This window comes from Phormidesmis sp. 146-20 (assembly GCF_052939475.1).
In genome coordinates, this window is record NZ_JBJPHT010000063.1 from 1 (window position 1) to 20,997 (window position 20,997).

The 20,997-nt window shown below is 51.2% G+C and carries 27 protein-coding genes and 1 pseudogene; 1 reads left to right on the top strand and 27 read right to left on the bottom strand.

Annotation, left to right across the window (positions count from 1 at the left end):
* Positions 1–47: 47 nt before the first annotated feature.
* The 9 genes from ACKFKH_RS29570 to ACKFKH_RS29610 form a co-directional block, all read right to left on the bottom strand.
* Positions 48–326 (bottom strand): hypothetical protein, encoded by a 279-nt coding sequence (locus ACKFKH_RS29570; protein ID WP_446861954.1) that lies wholly within the window; start codon positions 324–326, stop codon positions 48–50.
* A gap of 98 nt (positions 327–424) precedes the next feature.
* Positions 425–1,381: a CPBP family glutamic-type intramembrane protease gene (locus ACKFKH_RS29575; RefSeq protein WP_446861955.1), complete on the bottom strand. Its 957-nt coding sequence runs from the start codon at positions 1,379–1,381 to the stop codon at positions 425–427.
* Positions 1,359–1,736, bottom strand: coding sequence for a nuclear transport factor 2 family protein (locus ACKFKH_RS29580; protein WP_446861957.1), 378 nt, complete (start codon positions 1,734–1,736; stop codon positions 1,359–1,361). The genes ACKFKH_RS29575 and ACKFKH_RS29580 overlap by 23 nt, the downstream gene beginning before the upstream one ends.
* 70 nt (positions 1,737–1,806) lie before the next feature.
* Positions 1,807–2,208 carry a RidA family protein gene (locus tag ACKFKH_RS29585; RefSeq protein WP_446861958.1) on the bottom strand — a complete coding sequence of 134 codons (402 nt, stop codon included), beginning with the start codon at positions 2,206–2,208 and terminating at the stop codon, positions 1,807–1,809.
* An 84-nt stretch (positions 2,209–2,292) separates the two neighbouring features.
* Positions 2,293–3,036: a CPBP family intramembrane glutamic endopeptidase gene (locus ACKFKH_RS29590; protein ID WP_446861959.1), complete on the bottom strand. Its 744-nt coding sequence runs from the start codon at positions 3,034–3,036 to the stop codon at positions 2,293–2,295.
* Positions 3,037–3,186: 150 nt separating this feature from the next.
* Positions 3,187–3,978, bottom strand: coding sequence for an MBL fold metallo-hydrolase (locus tag ACKFKH_RS29595; RefSeq protein WP_446861960.1), 792 nt, complete (start codon positions 3,976–3,978; stop codon positions 3,187–3,189).
* Between the two features lie 88 nt (positions 3,979–4,066).
* Positions 4,067–4,324 carry a hypothetical protein gene (locus ACKFKH_RS29600; protein WP_446861961.1) on the bottom strand — a complete coding sequence of 86 codons (258 nt, stop codon included), beginning with the start codon at positions 4,322–4,324 and terminating at the stop codon, positions 4,067–4,069.
* A 91-nt stretch (positions 4,325–4,415) separates the two neighbouring features.
* Positions 4,416–5,339: an MBL fold metallo-hydrolase gene (locus ACKFKH_RS29605; protein ID WP_446861962.1), complete on the bottom strand. Its 924-nt coding sequence runs from the start codon at positions 5,337–5,339 to the stop codon at positions 4,416–4,418.
* 80 nt (positions 5,340–5,419) lie between these two features.
* Positions 5,420–6,253 carry an alpha/beta fold hydrolase gene (locus tag ACKFKH_RS29610; protein ID WP_446861963.1) on the bottom strand — a complete coding sequence of 278 codons (834 nt, stop codon included), beginning with the start codon at positions 6,251–6,253 and terminating at the stop codon, positions 5,420–5,422.
* 286 nt (positions 6,254–6,539) lie between these two features.
* On the opposite strand from ACKFKH_RS29610, the gene ACKFKH_RS29615 reads away from it, so the two are divergent.
* A complete protein-coding gene (locus ACKFKH_RS29615) occupies positions 6,540–6,947 on the top strand; it encodes a hypothetical protein (protein ID WP_446861964.1) in 408 nt (135 codons plus the stop codon).
* Between the two features lie 50 nt (positions 6,948–6,997).
* Here ACKFKH_RS29615 and ACKFKH_RS29620 read toward each other — a convergent pair whose 3' ends face one another.
* From ACKFKH_RS29620 to ACKFKH_RS29705, 18 genes and pseudogenes are all read right to left on the bottom strand, one after another.
* On the bottom strand, positions 6,998–7,753 hold the full coding sequence (locus ACKFKH_RS29620; RefSeq protein ID WP_446861965.1) for a glucose 1-dehydrogenase: 756 nt from the start codon (positions 7,751–7,753) through the stop codon (positions 6,998–7,000).
* Positions 7,754–7,886: 133 nt separating this feature from the next.
* The gene (locus ACKFKH_RS29625; protein WP_446861966.1) at positions 7,887–8,852 is read right to left on the bottom strand and encodes an SDR family NAD(P)-dependent oxidoreductase; all 966 of its coding nucleotides are present in this window, start codon (positions 8,850–8,852) and stop codon (positions 7,887–7,889) included.
* The gene (locus ACKFKH_RS29630; RefSeq protein WP_446861967.1) at positions 8,845–9,033 is read right to left on the bottom strand and encodes a hypothetical protein; all 189 of its coding nucleotides are present in this window, start codon (positions 9,031–9,033) and stop codon (positions 8,845–8,847) included. The genes ACKFKH_RS29625 and ACKFKH_RS29630 overlap by 8 nt, the downstream gene beginning before the upstream one ends.
* A gap of 34 nt (positions 9,034–9,067) precedes the next feature.
* Positions 9,068–9,811 carry a CPBP family intramembrane glutamic endopeptidase gene (locus ACKFKH_RS29635; protein ID WP_446861968.1) on the bottom strand — a complete coding sequence of 248 codons (744 nt, stop codon included), beginning with the start codon at positions 9,809–9,811 and terminating at the stop codon, positions 9,068–9,070.
* Positions 9,812–9,984: 173 nt separating this feature from the next.
* A pseudogene (locus ACKFKH_RS29640) lies at positions 9,985–10,739 on the bottom strand (SDR family oxidoreductase).
* 210 nt (positions 10,740–10,949) lie between these two features.
* Positions 10,950–11,741, bottom strand: coding sequence for a CPBP family intramembrane glutamic endopeptidase (locus tag ACKFKH_RS29645; RefSeq protein WP_446861969.1), 792 nt, complete (start codon positions 11,739–11,741; stop codon positions 10,950–10,952).
* A 91-nt stretch (positions 11,742–11,832) separates the two neighbouring features.
* On the bottom strand, positions 11,833–13,902 hold the full coding sequence (locus ACKFKH_RS29650) for a prolyl oligopeptidase family serine peptidase (RefSeq protein ID WP_446861970.1): 2,070 nt from the start codon (positions 13,900–13,902) through the stop codon (positions 11,833–11,835).
* Positions 13,903–14,067: 165 nt separating this feature from the next.
* On the bottom strand, positions 14,068–14,520 hold the full coding sequence (locus ACKFKH_RS29655) for a hypothetical protein (RefSeq protein ID WP_446861971.1): 453 nt from the start codon (positions 14,518–14,520) through the stop codon (positions 14,068–14,070).
* 674 nt (positions 14,521–15,194) lie between these two features.
* The gene (locus tag ACKFKH_RS29660) at positions 15,195–15,533 is read right to left on the bottom strand and encodes a hypothetical protein (RefSeq protein ID WP_446861972.1); all 339 of its coding nucleotides are present in this window, start codon (positions 15,531–15,533) and stop codon (positions 15,195–15,197) included.
* A 127-nt stretch (positions 15,534–15,660) separates the two neighbouring features.
* Positions 15,661–16,050, bottom strand: a complete 390-nt coding sequence (locus tag ACKFKH_RS29665) for a nuclear transport factor 2 family protein (RefSeq protein WP_446861973.1) — start codon at positions 16,048–16,050, stop codon at positions 15,661–15,663.
* Between the two features lie 110 nt (positions 16,051–16,160).
* Positions 16,161–16,559 carry a RidA family protein gene (locus ACKFKH_RS29670; protein ID WP_446861974.1) on the bottom strand — a complete coding sequence of 133 codons (399 nt, stop codon included), beginning with the start codon at positions 16,557–16,559 and terminating at the stop codon, positions 16,161–16,163.
* A gap of 85 nt (positions 16,560–16,644) precedes the next feature.
* Positions 16,645–17,370: a CPBP family intramembrane glutamic endopeptidase gene (locus tag ACKFKH_RS29675; protein ID WP_446861975.1), complete on the bottom strand. Its 726-nt coding sequence runs from the start codon at positions 17,368–17,370 to the stop codon at positions 16,645–16,647.
* Between the two features lie 51 nt (positions 17,371–17,421).
* Positions 17,422–18,405 (bottom strand): CPBP family intramembrane glutamic endopeptidase, encoded by a 984-nt coding sequence (locus tag ACKFKH_RS29680; protein WP_446861976.1) that lies wholly within the window; start codon positions 18,403–18,405, stop codon positions 17,422–17,424.
* A 51-nt stretch (positions 18,406–18,456) separates the two neighbouring features.
* Positions 18,457–18,744, bottom strand: a complete 288-nt coding sequence (locus ACKFKH_RS29685) for a hypothetical protein (RefSeq protein ID WP_446861977.1) — start codon at positions 18,742–18,744, stop codon at positions 18,457–18,459.
* A gap of 43 nt (positions 18,745–18,787) precedes the next feature.
* Positions 18,788–19,246: a peptidoglycan-binding domain-containing protein gene (locus ACKFKH_RS29690; protein ID WP_446861978.1), complete on the bottom strand. Its 459-nt coding sequence runs from the start codon at positions 19,244–19,246 to the stop codon at positions 18,788–18,790.
* A 41-nt stretch (positions 19,247–19,287) separates the two neighbouring features.
* A complete protein-coding gene (locus tag ACKFKH_RS29695; protein ID WP_446861979.1) occupies positions 19,288–19,644 on the bottom strand; it encodes an AraC family transcriptional regulator in 357 nt (118 codons plus the stop codon).
* Positions 19,645–19,742: 98 nt separating this feature from the next.
* Complete coding sequence (locus tag ACKFKH_RS29700; RefSeq protein WP_446861980.1) at positions 19,743–20,300, bottom strand: DsbA family protein; 558 nt, start codon at positions 20,298–20,300, stop codon at positions 19,743–19,745.
* 127 nt (positions 20,301–20,427) lie between these two features.
* The gene (locus ACKFKH_RS29705; protein WP_446861981.1) at positions 20,428–20,808 is read right to left on the bottom strand and encodes a peptidoglycan-binding domain-containing protein; all 381 of its coding nucleotides are present in this window, start codon (positions 20,806–20,808) and stop codon (positions 20,428–20,430) included.
* Positions 20,809–20,997: the final 189 nt, after the last annotated feature.

The window sequence follows — 20,997 nt, forward strand, 5'->3', positions numbered from 1 at the left end:
AGATCGATGGCTTTCTTGTCGATTCCCTCTCCTAAAAATCGTCCGGACTATTGATTCAGCGATACTTTTTTTTGACCCTGAACCACGATGGCGAACAGGGGTTCGCTAACTTCCTGGATGGTGATGCAAGGGTTGCTTTGTCGTACAAAGACTAAAGGATCGATCGCTGTTGGATGATAACCCTCTCCCCTGCCATCAGTATGCTGATCGGCTAATGCCGCCAGCTCTGCACATTTGGCGACTGCCACGGACTGCTGCGCTGACAAAGTCTCTTTACCAGAAGAAATGCTGATCGTGTTTCTGTGATTGAGTGTCTTGATTGTCATGCGTGATTCCTGACGAATGCCACGTTTCTCTATGATAAGAAGGTTTTCCCGGTTCACATCTTGCTGAAGTTATGGTTCACCTGTGAACGCCCTACCCATCATGAACACAACCTTTGTTTGAGAGGATTAGGTTTGAACACCTTGTAGGCGATCGCCAGAAACACGGGTACTACAACCAGCATTGATAGCGCCGTGTAGGTCGCGTGGAATTTGCTGATTGTGAACAGAGCCGGTGCGTTCAGGGCGCTTCCGGCTACGTCGAACAGGAGTACGCCGCCGATGTTGTTCGCGAAGTGCGCGCCGATGGCGAGTTCGGTGGTTCCGTCAATCAACGAAACCACAGTCCACAGCAGACCCGGAACGAGGAAGTAGTTGAAGAAGACCGTGAGCCAACCGCCCGCGCTTGCCTCCGGGTTGAGCAGGTGCGACAGGGCGAAGATCGCGGCTGGCACCAGCGCCAGAAAGATGCGGTTAGACCAAACAAGGCTCGCGCCCTGCACAATGTAGCTGCGAAAGAAAAGCTCTTCGGTGGTGGTCTGGATCGCAGTGAAGACTAGCGCGATTGGCACGAAGAGTGCGAACGTTGCAAAGTCAAAGTTAAAGTTAAAAGAAAAGGTGTCGGGATAGAAGAAGTACTGTCCCAGCCCAGCGATCAGGCAGAATGGCACGAACCACGCCACAAACCCATGACCGACACGCCGCCAACTGATCTGCTCTCTCGCTGTGACCAGCGTTCGGGGGTGGCGACGGTGGACGAGGGTGACGGCGATCAGGATTCCCGCCAGGAAGAACGGAAAAATCGCCCTGAACGCAACGAAGCCCCCCACGGGACCGAACGCGGCGTAATCCAGCCGACTGACCGCCGCAAACCCCTCCTGACCTCCGAGCAAGAACGCGATGCGCGGGGTGGCGATGCCGCCGACCACCAGCCCCACAAAGAGGATGACGACTAATCCCAGAACATACCGCCACCACCGATACTTACCCCACCGGGCAGCCTCCACGTAAGTCGCGTCTTGCGCTGCCACTTGTTTATGCTGCGCTGCTGGTTTCATCCTTGACCTCGGTTTTGATAACAAAAGCTCTCAATTCAACAATCTTGTCGCCGCGAAAGCGCCAGATGTCGCAGTACGAGTAATCAGCCGCCTTCCCGTTTTCGTCCTTGATTGTGATGTCGCCAAGTGCTGTGACAAAATCACCCTCAGCAATTAAGTTCGCGACCCTAAACTTTGGCGGCTCTACGTATGCCGTTGCCATCCATTGGCGAACAGCTTCTTTTCCGTTCAGGGTCTTGTCGCCTACAAACGTCCATTCCATATCGTTGGCGCAGAACGACAAGAATCCTTCATTGTTACCTTCAGTAATGGCTGCGTTTGCCTCTTCTAAGATTGCTTTATTGTTCTCTGACATCTGAATCTCTCCTTTGTTCGAGTGGGTGCTTTAACGGAGCGTTTTCTCTACCAACGCATCCTGATCGGTTTTAGCTAATGATTGCAGTAACGCGGATTTCAATCCGCATCGTTGGCAGTGCAAGAGCCGCGACACCTACCTGTGTCCAAATTGGGGCATGGTTGGGCATGTAATGACGATATAGCTTGACCGTCACATCGTTAACCTCCGGGGGAAACCCGCCAACATGGTAAGAATTAACGTGGACAACATGCTCCCAACCTGCCCCGGCAGTTGCCAAGGTTCGCTCTACGTTCCGAAACGCCTGAGCAATCTCGTCCGCAAGCAATTCGGGAATTTGCAGATTGTCATCCCAGCCGCCTTGACCTGATGTCTCCACGCGATCGCCAATTTTTACGGCTTGCGAGAAATGCAATTCATTCAGCATGTATTCCCCATAACCAGGGGTGACAAAAAACTCGGGCTTACTCATGGTGTTCCTTTGTTCAGTACGTTTGACTCTATTTCGCGTTGCTAGACAGCTTGCAAGATCTGATTGACTTGAGGCGGTGCCAGGTCAGCCTGTACTGGTGAACACCATAATCAAGAACGAGGGCAGATTAAAAACGACGTGGACGACGAGACCGGGCCAGATCGATCCACTGCGGCGGAAGACCTCGCCGATGGCGAGACCGGCTACCACGGCTGCGGGGAAGATGTTGTTGATCCGATGCATGAGGGCGAAGATCACGGTGCTGCCCACGACCCCCACAAAAGGACCGTAGCGCAATAGCGCGTTGGTGACGATGCCGCGATAGAGCAGTTCCTCGCCGAAGGGTGAAAAGACCGCAATGAACACCGTGCCCAAAACCAGAGACAGTAACCCGCCGCGACCGCCATCTGCGTAAACATCCTGGATATTGTTCGTGTCCCCGGTGACCTTGATCCATGCCAGGATCGCCAAACTCTTGAACACGAAGGCAACCACTCCGATTCCAACGCCGATCAGGAGCCAGCGTCCAGAGGTGGAGCGCACACCGAAGGCGCTCAGAGAACGAATCCGCAGTCGCACAGCCACCGCGAACGCAATTAACGTGGCGACACCCGTCCACGAAGTCAAGATCAGACCGTAGACTGCGGGGTCAAGACCAAGTCGCTTGAACTGCGAGACACCGACGAACGCAACGATCGCGTAAACGACGAGACCGACAACGATTTCAAGCCAGTCTGGACGGGAGACTTTGTTGTGTTCTGGAAGAATCGAGGGCGCAGTGAGGGTCTTTTTTAACTTTCGCTGGTGGTGAGGGGGAACTTGAGACATGGTGATGACCGCCTTAGATTTAGTGACTGATTGGTTCAGGATTGGTCTTGGTTATGACTCGCCGGACACTTTGTTTTGCACGAACACATCCTGGCTTTTGCAGTTTATTGACGCTGCGCTGCTGGTTTCATCCTTGACTTGTAGCGACCATCAATCCAATTCAAACCATGTGCCCGGTTCCTGGGTTGTTGCTCGGATTTGGAACTCCCGCGATTTGCTTTGAAGACGCTCGACGGGATGCGGTGTCTCAACATAAGCTCCCGCTTTATTCAATGATGCGTAATGGATTGGTACGACTGCTTCTGCATGAATGATGTGGGCTGCAATCGCCGCTTCCTCTGGAGTCAGTGTCGCCTCTAATGGACTCGGTGGTTGAAGATGAGGCAAGTCGCATACCGGGGCGTTGATTGGCAAAAATGCGACGTTGAAGTGCCCAAATCGGTGCGCGATTCTCCACCAGAAGCCATGGAATAGTGTATCGCCAGCGTGAATGATCCGTCGTCCGCCGCATTCAACAATCCAGCTATACTGTGGATCTCCAAAGCCATCGACAGCAGGGGCCGAGAACATTTGAAAAGGCCCGACTTGACGCTCTTCCCAGATCCCCACGATCTCGACCGCAAGTTTGTTGTGAGTAAACTTCAATTCTGCGATCGAAGTCATTTCGAGATCGTCCTTATCACCGGTGGCAGGCTCAGGGCGGAAAACTGGAGCACCCTCGCGGAGAATGTCTGCCAGAGCATCAGGATCCGCATGATCGGCGTGGAGATGCGTGAGAAGTGCGGCAGTAGCATTTCCACGATTCGATGCCGCTGGAAACGGCTCCTCAGAGCTACGCAGCAGAGGTGCCATCGGTGATTTGTCCTGCACGTAATCGATAACAAGGGTTTCACCGTCACATTCGATTTCGACCCCAGCCCAACCCAAACGTCTCAACCTCATTGCCTTTTCTCCTTTATAGTAGTAGGGTGGGCATCGCCCAGTATTTTGTAAAACCCTTCACAGTAAGGTTTTGTGGGCAGTGCCTACCCTACTGGCTTGCTGTCACCCCTGCCGGACAGACCCCTGCAAACAGACAGGTGATTTTCCAATTTTGAGCATTGCCGATCGTTCCCGCCATGCCTGCTAGGAGTGTGGCTAGGGCGCTGAGAATGATATTGCTTCTGATGTAGCGAAAGTTTGTACGTTTGAGTGCATCTCTCTGGTCTTGTGCTTTTTCAAGGCTGCTAGAGATTTGTGTTCTCATCGTATTGAACTGTGTTTCTAGAGTAGTAGAGTAGTCATTCATGAGGTTTTGCTCAATAGCTTGAAGTTTGCTCGAATAGTTGTGGTGCGATCGCAACTATCATCAAGTTGCTAAAATGATTGCTATGAATCCTTTAGGGTTCACGCCAGCGGTAATCCACTGGCACCCAGGCATAACCTTGCTCTGCTGCCCGAAGGTGTCCAACGCCGGGAAAGGGCAAATGTGCGCCTGCTACCAAAATTCGGGATGCTTCCGCTCTCGCAAACTGTTTTTTGCGTTGTGCCGCAGCAGCAATGGCATCGACATCATAAGCAACTGTAATTTCTGGCTTGGGAAATTGCACCGAAGCAAAGTGAACAATATCGCCCCAAAACTCGATGCTCTCGCCCTTGCTTGCTGCCACATAGCAGCTATGACCAGGAGTGTGTCCGGGTGTGGGATGCGCGGTGATTCCCGGTAGCAGGGCTGTCTTGCCAGAAAACGATTTCACCTTGCCTGCATCTAAATAAGGTTTGACAGTTTTCGCGGCTTCGTCAAAGTACTTTTCAGCAACGTTGAATCGCGTGGCATTCGCTCGATCGAACCAGAAATCGACCTCTGGCTTACCAACATAGAGCGTGGCGGCAGGAAACATCCGTTGACCAGCTTTGACCAGCCCCCCACTATGATCGGTATGAATATGAGTCAGGAGGATTGCATCAATTTCGTTAGGCGTATAGCCTGCTGCCTTTAACGATGTTTGAAGCTTGCCACCCAGTTTTGGACCAAAAAAGGTTCCGGCTCCCGTGTCCACGAGTACTTGTTGATCTCCAGTGTCGATCAAGAAAGCATTAATTGATGCCTCGACAGGATTCGTCAGAAAGTTTTTCTGAAGCAGGCGATCGGTTTCTGTTGGGTTCGTATTCGACAGCAGCGTATGTAGATCCTGGGGGAGTGTGCCGTCGCTCAGGACTGTAATTGTGAAATCACCTAACTTGAATGGATAGACACCTGGCACTTGAGCAATCGCACTTTTGCTTGGTGCTATCGTTGGAAAGCTACAAGAGGTCACAATCATTAGCACTGTGGTTGCAACCGCTATCATTAATCTGGAAAACATATTAGAACCCTTTTAGCGATAAAGGACTCGATCGATAATCACTCCTGAAGAAAGTCCAACAACAAGGGATTGACCTGATCGGCGTGAGTCCAGTTGATGGCGTGCGGTCCGCCAGGAATGACAACAAGTTGACTGTTTTTAATCAGCTTCGGGAGTCTTGCTGCGGTGGATTCCAGTGGCAGAATGCGATCGGCATCGCCATGAATGATCAAGGTTGGTACATCAATGCGGGGCAGATCATCGCGGAAATCGGTGAGCCAGGACGGGACACAATCTAAAGTCGCTTTCGCAGAAGACCCTACAGCCACATTCCAACTTGCCTGAATTGCTTCATTGCTAATCCGCTTACCCAGCAACACATCCACATTGAAGAACGCTTTGAAAAATTCAGAAAAGTAAGCTGGACGATCTGCAACGATCGCTTTCATAATGTCATCGAAAACGCTTTGGTCAACACCTTCAGGATTCTCGTCGGTCTTCAGCAAAAAGGGCGGAACTGGAGCCATCAGCACGGCTTTCTGCACCCGCTCTGAGCCATATTTGCCAAGATAGCGCGTGACTTCGCCTGTTCCCATTGAAAAGCCGACCAGCACAGCATCATGTAAGTTAAGTTTGGTCATTAGCACGTTCAAGTCCGCTGCAAACGTATCGTAGTCGTAGCCAAATGAAGGTTGGCTAGAAGCACCAAAGCCTCTGCGATCGTAGGTAATGACTCGATACCCTGCATTGAGCAGCACTAAGACCTGCTTTTCCCAAGAATGACCGTTGAGGGGAAATCCATGAATCAGTACAACGGGTTGACCTGCCCCCAGATCTTCGTAGTAGAGATCAATGGTTGCAGAATTTTCTTGGACGACAGTAACGTAAGGCATTGCAATCTCCTATGAATACCGCATTGGATTCTCGTCTGATTTAACCGAAGTGTAATGAATTCTAATGCTCGGTTTCTTTCAGATTCTTAGGCAGTTTGTCAGATTTTATGGTGTTACTATGCGACTGATAAAATGGCTGCGATCGCCTTAGTTACATCTGAATTCCACTGCCTACTATTTGGACGTGCCGTTGTACAAACCGGACTTCACCCTACCAGCACTCAACTGTTCAGAACATCGTATTATCGTTAGCCGACGCTTCCGGGATGGTCTGTAGCACGTCCCAATGCTCGACTATCTTGCCTTTATCATCCAGGCGGAAGATATCGATGCCCGCCCAGTCGTTGTCGCCCGGCTATTGCTGGTAGCAATGCAAGACTACATAATTGCCTTCAGCGAAAACGCGCTTAAACTGGACGCACTTGCCCGGATATTCTTTCGCCATCCTCTCGAAATATTCGATGAAAGCCTGCTTCCCGTCGTCCACCGCTGGGTTGTGCTGGATGTACACATCGCCGACATATTTCTCGATGGCTTCTGCGGGCTGACACTGATTGAACATCAGGTCATAAAATGCTGTGACCGTCTGTTTGTTGTGCTCAAGTTTATCCGTCATCCGTTCCACACCTCACATCACCCAAAACGCCCAATGGCTCAAATCAGCGGCGACAAAGAAACTCGGACGCAGCGCTAGCGGCTTTAAACCGTCTGCTGCATTGTTGCTGGTGTGAACACAGCATCTTCTTAGATTTGTGCCATGCCACCATCGACGAATAGCTCAATGCCGTTTACAAAGCTGCTGTCATCTGAAGCCAGAAAGACAACGGCTTTGGCGATCTCGTCGGGTGTGCCAGCTCGTCCCAATGGAATATTGTTAGCTTGGCTCGCCACAAATTCTTTCAACTGCTCTCCATTGAGTCCCCAGAGAAGATCGTAAGCGGGAGTCGGAATGAAACCAGGGCTGACCGCATTCACTCGAATCTGGCGGTCTTTGAGGTCGAGTGTCCAGGTGCGGGCAAACGATCGCACGGCAGCTTTGGTGGCACCATACACGCTGAAGGCTGGGATACCCTTGATGGAATTAATTGAGGCATTTAGGATGATGGAAGCGCCCTCTGGCATCAGCGGCAGTGCCTTCTGCACGGTGAACAGTAGACCTTTGACATTGGTGTTGAAGGTTTTGTCAAAGTGTTCTTCGGTAATTGAACCCAGTGGGACAAGTTCGCCACCACCAGCATTCGCAAAGATCACATCCAAGTGGCCTTGCTCTTGCTCGATCGTGGCATAAAGCCGATCGAGGTCTGCCAGATTTGAGACATCGCTCTGAATGCCCATCACGTTTTTACCGATCTCGTTTACAGCCGCATCAAGTTCAGTCTGACGACGACCCGTGATAAAGACATAGGCACCTTCGGCGACAAATCGCTTGGCAGTAGCAAGACCGATGCCGCTAGTGCCGCCAGTGACAAGCGCAACTTTTCCTGAGAGTTTTTGTGACATGGTGTTTTCCTGGTTGAGTTTACGGGAAACGTAAGTCATGGTGATCAACGCTTATACGTCAATCAGGCATTCTTGTGTTCATCCAAGTCCGAAAGTGGAATGGATTATTGCGTTTAGGTGTGCGCGATAACCTTCAAGACGCAGCGCTGATCAATTCCTCGCTTTTCGCCCAAAGCTGCTTGGCTTTGTTCGCGTCGAGCGCATACGACCTGACACCATCGGCAAACGGGTTGGGCGTGTCATCAATCGGTGCGATCGCGCAATCTTCGAGATAGTGTCCGCCGATCTCATCTTTATTCGCCACGACTGCTGCCCAGACTGACGTTGCGGCTGCCTGCGGAATTTCTTTCAACTCTTTTGACGGCAGACCCGCTTCGGTGCGTGCTGCGTCAACAGTCTGCAAAAGTCTCTGCAAATCCTCCGACGAGAAATGGCGGGGTAAGCCCGTGAGACTGTTTCCGGGCATCACCGAAGCAGCCCGAATGCCGCGATCGCGATGCCGCATGTCAAACTCCACAGCGAACAGTGAATTGGCAGTTTTCGATCGGCTATAAGCGACCCATGAATCGTACGCCTGCTGCTCGAAATTCGGATCGTCCAAATCGATATCGGCACCCCGATGCGCGAGCGACGACAGGACTACCAGTCGTCCATTATCGGCAAGCAGCGGCTCGATCTGATTGATCAGGGCGAAATGACCAAGATGATTGGTTCCAAATTGAGCTTCAAAGCCGTCGATCGTCCGACCGAACGGAGTTGCCATGACACCAGCATTGGCGATGATGGCATCGAACGGCTGTCCGTCAGCCAACAGTTTATCCGCACAGGCACGAATGCTTTGCAAGGATGCCAGATCGAGATTGATCAACTCCAGGCTGCCGCGTCGCAGGGCGGCATCACGAACCGATGCAGTGGCTGGCTCAGCTTTAGCGAGGTTCCTGACCGCGCCGACGACGCTCGCGCCGTGAGCGACCAGTGAACGGGCGGTTTCAAGCCCAATGCCCGACGATACACCCGTAATCAGAAATCGCTTTCCCTTGAGATCGACGCCGGAAAGCACCTCGTCGTCGGTCGATTTTGCACCAAATGTTTCAGCCATTTCTTTTTCCTTTAATTGTGCGTTTAGCACTAATGGCCAGCAGCATCACGGCTCCAGTTAGTAGAGAGATTCGGATATAAGTCGTAGCAATCATGGTTTGCCTCTCAGCGTGAGTTGGTGGCTCTACGTTGTATGTGCGTCCATCGGGATCGGGCGGATGGTTTGAAAACAAGCGAGCCATTGGAAAGACAACCCTTTCGAGTGATGGTGATTGTTCAGCCCGCTCTGAGGAGCACCAACACAAAGACCGTGGGCAGGTTGTTGACAATGTGGGCGATCACACCAGTCCAGACCGATCCGCTGCGGCGGAACATTTCAGCGCTGATGAGACCAAATACCAAAGCCACTGGGAAGACGGTGTTGATGCCGTGAGCGAGGGCGAAGATTAGGGTGCTGCCCACAACGCCAATGAACGGGCCGTAGCGCAGCAGCGCGTTGGTGATAACACCTCGGAAGAGCAGTTCCTCAACGAGCGGTACGAGCAGACCGATAAACAGCGTGGATAGGATCAGGGACAGCACCCCGCCGCTGCCACCGTCACCGAACACCTCCTGAGGGGTGGAGCTATCCCCGGTGAGGGCAGTGTAGGCCATGACCGCAAAACCCTTGACCACGAAAGCGACCACCCCTGCTCCGACCCCGATCAGCAGCCAACGCCAAGAGACGCGGCGCACGCCAAAGGCATGCAGGGAGCGAATCCGCAGCAGCACGGCTGCCGCAAACCCAGCAAAGGGGGCGATAACAGATAGCGCGGCGAGGGCTAGTCCGTAGACGACGGGATTGAGACCGAGCTGCCCGGACAGCAACACACCCCCACGTGCGACAGCGCCAAAGACGACAAGACCCACAACGATCTCGAGCCAGCCCGGACGGGAGGTCTTGTTGGGTGAGGACCGCTTTGAAACAGCGGCGAAGGTCTTTCCCTGTCCCTGTGGGGAGTTAGAAGGCACTTTGGACATCATCATCACCTCTTAAGTTTTCTTTGTCTTAGTTCAGGTGAGTGTAGTCAGTTCCAACACTCAACTTCTTGCAGATTCCTATGGAGTTTCCGATGGAATTAGCAAACCGATTTCAGTGTTACTTTAGTAAGTCGCTTGAAGTGCTGTATCAAACATTTCGCACTGCCGATCGACTACTGCGCTACATACCCACCATCTACCATCAACGTTTCACCTGTTATGAACGATGCCAGGTCAGATGATAAAAACAGAACTGCATTTGCAACTTCAAGCGGTGTTCCAATTCGTCCGATCGGGTGAAGTCCTGCTATGTAAGCTTTGGCTTCATCCTGTCCACCTGTAGCTGCTTCAAACATATCTGTTTCGATTGCCGCTGGTGCAACGACATTGATGCGAATCCCCGCTTTGGCATATTGGAGTGCAGCAGCTTTTGTTAAACCTACCACCGCATGTTTACTCGCGGTGTAGAGGGGTACGGTAGGAAGTGCAACGACTCCATTCCCAGATGCCGTATTGACGATGGAACCACTTCCCTGTTTCAACATCTGAGCGATTTCATATTTCATCGACAACCAAATGCCTTTGACATTGACGTTCATGATGCGATCGTATTCCGCTTCTGTTTGCTCAATCAATGAGGGGTTTTCGCCGACCGTTCCGGCATTATTAAAGGCAATATCTAACCGACCAAAAACGCCAACTGCTTTATCAACCATTGCTTCAACATCGGCTTTTTTGTGACATCTGCTTGCACAAAAATCGCCTCTCCGCCAGCTTCCTGAATCAATCGAACCGTTTCTTCACCTTCATCAATTCGGCGACCCACCACCACCACCTTTGCTTGTTGTTGGGCATAAGCGATCGCCGTTGCACGACCAATTCCTGAAGTTCCGCCAGTGACTAACGCCACCTTATTCTGAAGGATCATTGTGCTTCTCCTAGTGTTAATTTCGTTGCATTGATCTGAAGCGTACTAAGTTCCAATGCTTGATTTCTTCCAGATTCTTATGGTATTGATCGACATAATCTTGTCAAAGTCCTCGATCGCTTGTTCATGCAGTGGTGTAACAACAAGATCGATTCCAGCACTGTTAAAGGCACAATCGAGTTTGCTGATGAAATCGCTTTAGAGAAAAGCTTAGACAAATCTTGCCAGCAAAAAACTGAGAGCAAAGGAAAAGGCATGAAAGCTGACGTGGGATAACATCGCAGCCTCAAGCGAGTATTGCCAAAAGAGCCAACCAAAAGCAATGCCAGCAATCCCATTAAGTAATATCGCTCGGATAATCACAAGCGGAGTGAGTGGAACTATCGCGGCAGTTGCGGGCAGGTGTAAAAGTCCAAATACCAACGCGGCTAGAACGATCGCACCTTGATATATTCCTTGGCTTGGCAACGTAATGCCCTGTTTTAACACCTTCCACGCTATCCAAACAAGCAGCGACATTAAGCCCCAGCGCATCAGAATTTCCTCAGTGATGCCGCCATAAAGCATTGCTGTAAGCGAACTTAGCCAATTCGGCTCTGTGTGATGGGATGCCTGTAGCGCTTCAGGTAGAGCAGGTTTCATGAACTGATCGAGCAACAGGAGAGTGATCGTTGTCGCTGCACCCACACCCAAGCCCCGTTTCATCTCAACGGCAAAAGATGGAGACTTAGCGGTGTGAAACACCCAATGATCAATCAAACGGGAGCGTAATCCAACACGATAGGCACAACCAATTCCGATCAGAATGCTGATTACCAGTAGAACTGTAGGCTGTAGTGCTTGCAGCAGCATTAAAACCCACAGTGGCGGAACTTTTGCCAGTCTTTCTGGAGACAGTTTTGCCAACTGTTGCTCAACTAATGGAACCGACGTAATCGTAAACATCGCAATCCCCGCAATGCCCAACACAAATAGAATCCCAAACTGTTTCAAAACTGCCATTGATTCAATCTCCAGAGACATCAGAATACTGGGTAGACACGAAATCGATTTTCAGACCGCAGGTTGATCTTCTGCGTTACTTCATGCCCGTTTATTTCCCAGCCCCGACATTCAACCCCGTCCAGTGAGCCGCAAAAGCCCACATATCTGCCGTTTCCTCGATAATCTTGTCGATGGGCTTGCCTGCTCCATGTCCTGCGCGCGTCTCAATGCGGGCAAGGTGGGGCTTGTCTCCAATCTCCGCTGCCTGAAGCGCGGCGACGTATTTGAAGGTGTGTCCCGGCACCACGCGATCGTCCGTGTCGGCAGTGGTGGCAAGGATCGCGGGATAGTCCTTGCCAGACTGGATGTTGTGATAAGGCGAATAGTTCAAGAGGTTACGGAAATCCGCTTCCTGTGCTGGAGACCCAAACTCGTCTACCCACGTTTTCCCGCTCGTGAACTGGTCGAAGCGGAGCATGTCCATGACACCGACCTGGGGCAGTGCGGCGGCAAACAGATCCGGTCGCTGATTGACCACTGCGCCAATCAGGAGTCCGCCATTCGATCCGCCCTGAATCGCCAAGCCGTTGTGGGGCGTGATGCTCTGCGCCTTCAGATACTCGCCCGCTGCGATGAAATCGTCGAAGACGTTCTGCTTGTTCTGACGACGACCCGCTTCGTGCCATGCCTTGCCATATTCGGAGCCACCGCGAATGTTAGCAACAGCATACACCCCGCCCTGTTCGACCCACCCCAGAAGATCCGGCGAGAAAGCGGGAACCAGGGGGATTCCATAGCCTCCATAGGCATAGAGTATGGTCGGTGCCGAACTGGTAACATCCTTGCGCCGAACAATGAACATCGGGACACGGGTGCCATCCTTCGAGGTGTAGAACCGCTGTTCGATCGCGATCCGGTTGAGATCGATCGCTACCTTGGGTTGTGCCCACACCCGCGCCGTGTTGCTGGCGACATCGTATCGATAGATCACGCCCGGAGTGTTGAAGCTGGTGAAGACGAAGAAGGTTTCTGGATCGCTCTGGTCGCCCTTAAAACCGCCAGCGGTGCCGATACCCGGCAGTTTCACCACCCCGTCAGCCTTGCCATCGAGCGTATAGCGCCGAACCTCCGTCTTCACGTCAGCCAGATACGAGATCAGTAACCGTCCGCCGACCAGCGACGCATTGAGCAGAACCGAATCCTGCTCCGGCACCACATCCTTGATCACTGGAGCGGCGGCAGCGATGTCCATCATCACCACCTTGGAGCGCGGCGCGTCCTGAGTGGTCATGAGGAAGAACTTTGTCCCTACATTGCCAGCAATTAGCCATGAATGATCGAGATTATCGACCAGCTTGCGAGGCTTCCAATCAGTACTCTGGAGATCCACCACGGTCAGGGTGTTGCCGATCGAAACGGGCGTGGAAACGATCGCGACGTAACGCCCGTCTTCGGTGATGCTCAAGGAATGCAGCATATTCGGCTGATCCGGGTTTGTATAGACCAGTCGATCTTGTGCCTGGGGGGTGTCGATCGCATGAAAATAGACAGCATGGTTGGCGACGCTCGCTTGGGATTCACTGCCCTGTTTCGGTTCAGGGTAACGGGTGTAGAAAAAGCCAGACCCATCCTTCGTCCATGCGATGTTGGTGAATCTCGCCCATTTCACCTCATCGTTGAGTACTTTGCCCGTGTTTACGTCCAGCACCCGAATCGTGCGCCAGTCCGTGCCGCCATCCTGCACCGCATAAGCCACGCGCTTACCGTCGTCGGAAGCTGACCACTCGGCAAGTGCGATCGCCCCATCCTTTGCCCAGGTATTGGGATCGATCAGGACGCGCCCTGCGCCATCCACGCTGTCGCGGACATAGAGAACCTGTTGGCTCTGAAGTCCGGAATTATGGAGGTAGAAATACTGTCCACCCTTTTTGACCGGAATAGAGAACCGCTCACAGTTGTACAACTGCTTCAGTCGATCCTTGAAGATATCTCGACCCGGTAGCTTATCGAGATAATCGTTGGTGACTTTGTTCTGCGATTCGACCCAGGCAGCGACTTCCTTATCGTTGCGGACATCGTTTTCTAGCCAGCGATAGGGGTCAGCGATCGTCTGTCCAAAAAGCTTTTCGACAACATCAACTCGCTTGGTTTCAGGATAGGTGATTGTAGTAGGCATCATTGCTGTGGACTCCGTGCAAGCGGAGGCGAAATGGGTGGTAAAGAGTAGCGCGAGAGCGAAAAGGGCTGCACGGCGCAGCGGTCTCTTTTGCAATGGGAGTCGAAATCCAAAGCGGTTGAATTTCAGTCCTTCTCGTCGTGATTTTGCAGTGTTGAACATAGTGACCTACGGAAGAATGCCGTCTTGTTGTAGTTGCTTCTGGAGCGGTTTTGGCAGATTTTTGATTTTGCAATGTTTGGGAGAATCACCCTCATAGCGCCAGGATCGAATTTCTCTAGAGCGATCGAACTCGACATCAATCTCACAGAAATCACGATCGACAATCGTGTTGCCTCCGGTAATCACCGTACTTCTCTCGCCTCGACGGTTCCGAGACTCATTCACAGAGATCGGCTGCTGAAACGACTGTTCTCGATCCGTTTTGTAGGAATAGATGGTGTTCCCATTGGGTAACGTGAGCGTTGTCGTGGGTGTACCATATTTGCGAACAAACTCATTGATATCTCGACCCATCCAACTGTTCATTGTGCTATTCAATTGTTCTTTCGATCGCCGATCGTCGCACCCGAACAAGCTCACGCTTGCTAAAATTAGCAGCATCGAAATCCAAGTCTTCATATTCATTCCTCTGTGTTGAAAAGTCCTCATGGGCGATCGTTCATTTCAGTTGCAGTAAAGCTAGGTCAATGTGCGCGATCGATTGTTCGTACAGTCGTTTGAAGGGAGAGTCGATCGCGTTGTGTTGATCTGAAGTGTACTGAGTTCCAATGCTTGATTTCTTCCAGATTCTTATGGTGAAGAGCAAGTTCGTTTCAGTATCATCCGATTTAGCTATGAATGTTCAGAATTCACTCGCCATGTAATCACAATGATTTCTGCAAACACTAAGACCACTAATAGCCTCGAAAACGCTCGTAGAATGGCTTCCATCGTCCAGTTCTGACTCTGAATAAACAATGTTCACCCCAATCACCAACCAGGGTAGAATGACCGCTGAATTGCGGTTGCGATAGAAACGGATCGTCGTCTCCGGCCAAAATGGGAAGGTACTGAGGAGACAAACGAGGTAGGATGCTCCCGCATTGATGAACAAGCTGGTTTGAAGACTCAAAGACAAGTTTGGGTATCCAAGCGCGGTAGCTTCGCTTCACGCAGTGTTCGCGCTCAGACAAACTCCCAGCGCGAGATACAGGAAAGTAAACAAGGTAAATCGTTTCATTTGAGATTCGCTTAGTTTGACGAGAACCCGAAAACGCAAGTCTAAAGTTCACTCCTACTATTTCCGATGAAGCTTATTCTCTGTACCAGACGCGCACACATTGAAAGCAGTTGATTGTAATGCCTTGACTGATCATCACTGGGTAGAAACCATTGCTGGTCGTCACTCCGTAGACCCCATCACTTGTGCCTTCGATGCGATCGCGTAAAACAACGGTTTCAACATTGATCACCTGTATCGTTGTACTTTCGATCCACTGATTGACAGCACTCACAACCTCAAAGAAGGATTCATAATCGGAAGCTCCGCCGAAGGGTCCGCGTTCAGTAATTCGAGGCGCAAAATCTTTGCACTGAATCATTTTATTCACCACCTTAAAACTGTAGAGTTGACTATCATTTGTTGAATTCATATTTCATTTACAAGAACAGTCCGCGCACGTTAACTGACATGATTTTGTCAAAGTGCTCAATTGATTGTTCGTGCAATGATTTGAAAAGAGAGTTGATCAAGCATTGTTGAAGGCGCAATCGAGTTTGCTACGCCGCGCTACTGATTTCATCCTTGACCTCGGTTTTGATAACGAAAGCCCTTAATTCGACAATCTTGCTGCCGCGAAAGCGCCAGATGTCGCAGTACGAGTAATGAGCCGCCTTCCTGTCCTCGTCCTTCATTGTAATGTCGCCTGTGATGTCGCCGAGTGCCGTAACAAAATCACCCTCAGCGATTAAGTTGGCAACCATAAACTTTGGCGGCTCTACGTATGTCGTCGCCATCCATTGGCGAACGGCTTCTTTCCCTTTAAGGGTTTTGTCGCCTACGAATATCCATTCCACATCGTCGGCGCAGAATGACAAAAATCCTTCATTGCTGCCTTCAGCGATCGCCGCGTTTGCCTCTTCTAAGATTGCTTTATTTTTGCCTAACATTTGCATCTCTCCTCTGTTCAAGTGAATGCTTTAATGGAGCGGTTTTCCGATCGCCGCGGCCTTCTCGTCAGCGTAGTTGCCGAATGACCCTGTTGCCGCTTATGCAAAACTCACGGAATAATTGCAGTAACGCGGATTTCAATCCGCATCGTTGGCAGTGCAAGAACTGCAACTCCTACCTCTGTCCAAATGGGGGCATGGTTGGGCATGTAATGACGAAATAGCTTGACCATCACATCGTTAACCTCTGGGGGAAACCCGCCAACATGGTAAGAATTGATGTGGACAACATGCTCCCAACCCGCACCAGCAGTCGCCAAGGTTCGTTCTACGTTCCGAAACGCCTGAGCAATCTCATCCGCAAGCGATTCGGGAATTTGCAGATTGTCATCCACCCCGCCTTGACCTGATGTCTCCACTCGATCGCCAATTTTTACCGCTTGCGAGTAATGCAATTCATTCAGGCGTTCCCCATAGCCGGGGGTGACAAAAAATTCGGGCTGATTCATTATGTTCCTTTGTTTAGTACGTTTGACTCTATCTCGCACTGCTGAGGCAGCTTGCAAGATCTGATTGACTTGAGGCGGTGCCAGGTCAGCCTGTGCTGGTGAACACCATGATTAGAAACGAGGGCAGGTTGAGAACGACGTGGACGACGAGACCGGACCAGATCGATCCACTGCGGCGGAAGACCTCGGCGGTGGCGAGACCCGCTACCACTGCTGCGGGGAAGGTGGTGTTGATCCCATGCATAAGGGCGAAGATCACAGTGCTGCCCACGACCCCAACGAACGGTCCGTAGCGCAGCAGCGCGTTGGTGATGATGCCGCGATAGAGCAGTTCCTCGCCGAGGGGTGAGAAGACCGCGATGAACACCGTGCTTAAAACCAGAGACAGCAACCCGCCTCGACTGCCATCTCCGTAAACATCCTGGATATTGTTCGTGTCCCCAGTGATCCGAATCCAAGCTAAGACTGCCAAACCCCTGAGCACGAAGGCGACCACTCCGACTCCGCCCCCGATCAGGAGCCAGCGAACAGAGGTGCGGCGCACACCGAAGGCGCTCAGGGAAGGAATCCGCAGCCGCGCAGCCACAGCAAACGCAATTAGGGTGGCGACACCCGTCCATGAAGTCAAGATCAGACCGTAGACTGCGGGGTCGAGACCAATTCGCTTAAGTTGCGAGACACCGACGAACGCAACGATCGCGTAAACGACGAGACCGACAACGATTTCGAGCCAGCCCGGACGGGAGACTGTGTTTGTTGCGGCGGTGGTCTTTCCTGGCTCCTGTAGATGGTTAGAAGTAACTTTAGACATGATGATGAAGTCTTTTGGTAAATTTGCTTGTGGTTTTACGAACTGATGAGATCACCGACGACCAATCCGATCGCTTTGGGAAACGGGTTCGGATGCCTTATCGCGTTTGAACACCTTGTAAGCGATCGCCAGGAACACGGGGATTGCAACCAGCACTGATAGCGCCCCGTAGGTCGCATGGAATTTGCTGATTGTGAACAGAGCCGGTGCGATCACGGCACTTCCAGTTGTGTTGATCAGGAGTATGCCGACGATGTTGTTCGCGAAGTGTGCGCCGATGGCGAGTTCGGTGGTTCCGTCAATTAACGAGACGACGGTCCACAACAGACCCGGAACGAGGAAGTAGTTGGAAAAGACCGTGAGCCAGCCGCCTGCGCTCACCTCCGGGTTTAAGAGGTGCGGCAGGGTGAATACCACGGCCGCCACGAGCGCCAGAAAAACGCGGTTGGTCGAGATCATGCTCGCGCCTTGCACAACGTATCCGCGAAAGAAAAGCTCCTCGGTGGTGGTCTGGATTGCGGTGAAGATTAGTGCGATCGGGACGAAGAGCGCGAACGTTGTGAGGTTGGAGTTGAAGGAAAAGGTGTCGGGATAGAAGAAGTATTGTCCCAGCCCACCGATCAGGCAGGATAGCACGAACCACGCTACAAACCCATGACCGACACGCCGCCAGCTTATCCGCTCCCGCGCCGTGACGAGCGTCCGGGGATGACGCTGGTGGATGAGGGAGACGGCAATGAGAATTCCCGCGAGGAAGAACGGAAAACTCGCCATGACCGCAACGAAGCCCCCTACGGGACCGAGCGCGGCGTAATCCAGCCGATTGACCGCCGCAAGCCCTTCCTGACCGCCGAGCAAGAACGCGACGCGCGGGACGGCGATGCCGCTGACCACCAGCCCCACAAAGAGGATGACGACTAATCCTAGAAGATACCGCCACCACCGATACTTACCCCACCGGGCAGCTTCCACGTAAGTCGCGTCTTTCACTTCCGTTCCGATTCCCTGATGTCCTTTGATTGCTTTAAACTTCATCTTTGTCTCCTTGACTCGTGCGTGGATGTAGTGCTTGGATCTGACCGCTAGTTACCTGGGAGAACGCTTACACTGAATGGCTTTGACATTTCGCAGATAATTCAACTCAGGCTCGAAGTTCGTCGGGCAGAAAGCATACACAATGTCCTGAGGTCGGCTAATGACTAAACGGTAGGCGGGTGGAATTCCTTCAGAACTTTCAATCATTTCAATTCTGGGAATCACTTGTGGACTAATTTGAGCCAGGGATGGAAAACTGAACAGCAACAATAGGCTGACTAGGATTGTTGCTGAGATGACTCGCGGAGATTGTTGAAGTCTGGACAGAATCTTGTTCATTAGAAGTTTCCTCATGAGCTTTTTCGGAAGTTTTTCTGAATGATTAATAGGACTTCCAGGGGAGCGGCGATCGATAGGGATTCGCCTCCATATCCAGCACTTCCCAAGTTACGGGGTTGACTTGTCCGGTGACAGGAATCTCGTAGTATCGCTGTAAATCTCTCACCGCAGACTCTGTAACCGCGCCAAATACGCCATCGATAGCGACACCACGCGGATTTCCCAACCTGACTCCGGCGGCACCCAAGGAACCATTATCTAAGAGAATTTGCTGCAACATTTGCACATTTCTGCCGCGATCGCCCCGTCTCAAAGTTGGCAATGTGATATCCGTGTAGGCAGTAGCGACCAGCATGGGAGAGGGCTGAGGTGGAGGAGTGGCGATCGCCGGATGCATTCGCAAAATCCCAGATATTCCCGTTATGACGGCGATTGACAGAGTAGTTTTAGTCAGTATTGCGGTAATTCTGGAAATTGATCGTCGTGTTGTGGTCGATTTCATCATCATTCTCCTGTTTGTCGCTATGAATGATTCTTATCGTGTTAGCGAACCTGTTTTGGAGTCATTCCAGTAATGCGCTTAAACTGTTGAGTTAGATGGCTTTGACTGGAGAAGCCAACTTGTAGAGCGATGTCTACGATCGCCAAATCCGTTTTCGACAGCATCAATTTCGCCTGTTCCACCCGCTGTTGAATCACATACTGATGGGGTGAAATCTCGATCGCTTGTTTGAACAAACTCGCAAAATAGGTCGGGCTAATGTTGATCACTTCTGCAAGTTCGACCAGTGACAAGTCTCGATCGAGGTGAGTCTGAATATAGTCGAGTACTTGTTGCAATTGAGTACACGTTAAGCCTTTGTGCTTGAATTCAAGGGTTGGTATTGTCGTTGCTAGCATGGTTCAAAAATTGGTAATTTGTTCAACAAAACAAGCAAAAGCTAGCGATCGCGCATTCGATCGGTTGCTAGCACTAACAAGTCAGATATGAATAGAGCTTAGTAACTTGCAGCAATCATGGCTGCCATCAACTCTGTCATTTTCCAGCGTCCAGCATATCGAATGTTATTGATGAAGAGAGCTGGAGCAGCCGTTACTCCACTGTGCAATCCACTTTCGATATCTTCATTGATGCGATCGACATGCACTTGTTGAGACAAGTCTTTCAGAAATCGAGGGATATCAAGCCCTAAATCGTTGGCGTACTCGATAAGATAACCATTCTTCAAATTTTGTTGATGAGCAAATAAAGTATCGTGCATTGACCAAAACTGTCCCTGGGCGGCGGCGGCAATGGCTGCTTGGGCTGCCCGTTGAGCATGAGGATGAATCTGTATTTGCGGAAAGTGACGGAAGATAAAGCATAAATAATCTTCTTCAAAAGAAGCACTAAGCTCTCGTTTGATCCCTTGAATCAGCTTGTAAACCTCTGCACTTTTGGAGTCTTGATAATCTCCATACATCACCAGCACGACCTTGGCGCTCAGCACACCTTGCATCCAATCTTGAGTTGACGGGGGTACAAGTAAGGAACTGTGGCTACGATCGTCGTTCATTTCTCTATATCTGCATCAAACATGGAACCTGGCAATAAAAGCTGGGAAAAACCTGATGATTTAAGGCATTCCCAGCGTCAACAATTTGAACGTGGGCTGAATAACTTTGAGAACGGGGGTTGCTGCGTTAGCCTAGGTTTCGCCAGCGACGAGCAAATTCCCCTAGCACTGAACCAGAGAGTTGCGATTGCAACCATTCAAATGCCGTTTTTTGATAGGGGTAGTTCGATGGCTCGTAGTAATTGGCTGCATCAGTCAGTCGAATGGGCGCACCTCGACGAAGAGCTTGCCAAGTTTGAGGGCCAACGATGCCATCTACAGCAATGCGATTCTGCTGCTGGAATTTAATCACTGCGGCGCGAGTCGCCTCGCCAAAGTCTCCATCAACTGCAATGTTTGCTCCCTTCGCATTCAGCAATTGTTGTAGCTCAGTGACAGCAGCACCAGAATCGCCTTGGCGTAGCATTGGGTCTGTGGCTGTGGCTGTGGCTGCGGGGGTAGAAGTCATAGATTTATCTCCACTGTGTTAGGGTTGAAAATCCGATCAGGTTTACGGCTCTCAAGAAGCATGATTTGCCTGATCGTGATCCTGCAAATAAGATTCAAGATGGGTGAGGCTAGGAAATAGGCGCTGAAATTAGGCAAAGTTCGCTGCGTAACCCACGTTCTCGAACCAACGATACAGGGTTGCCATTTC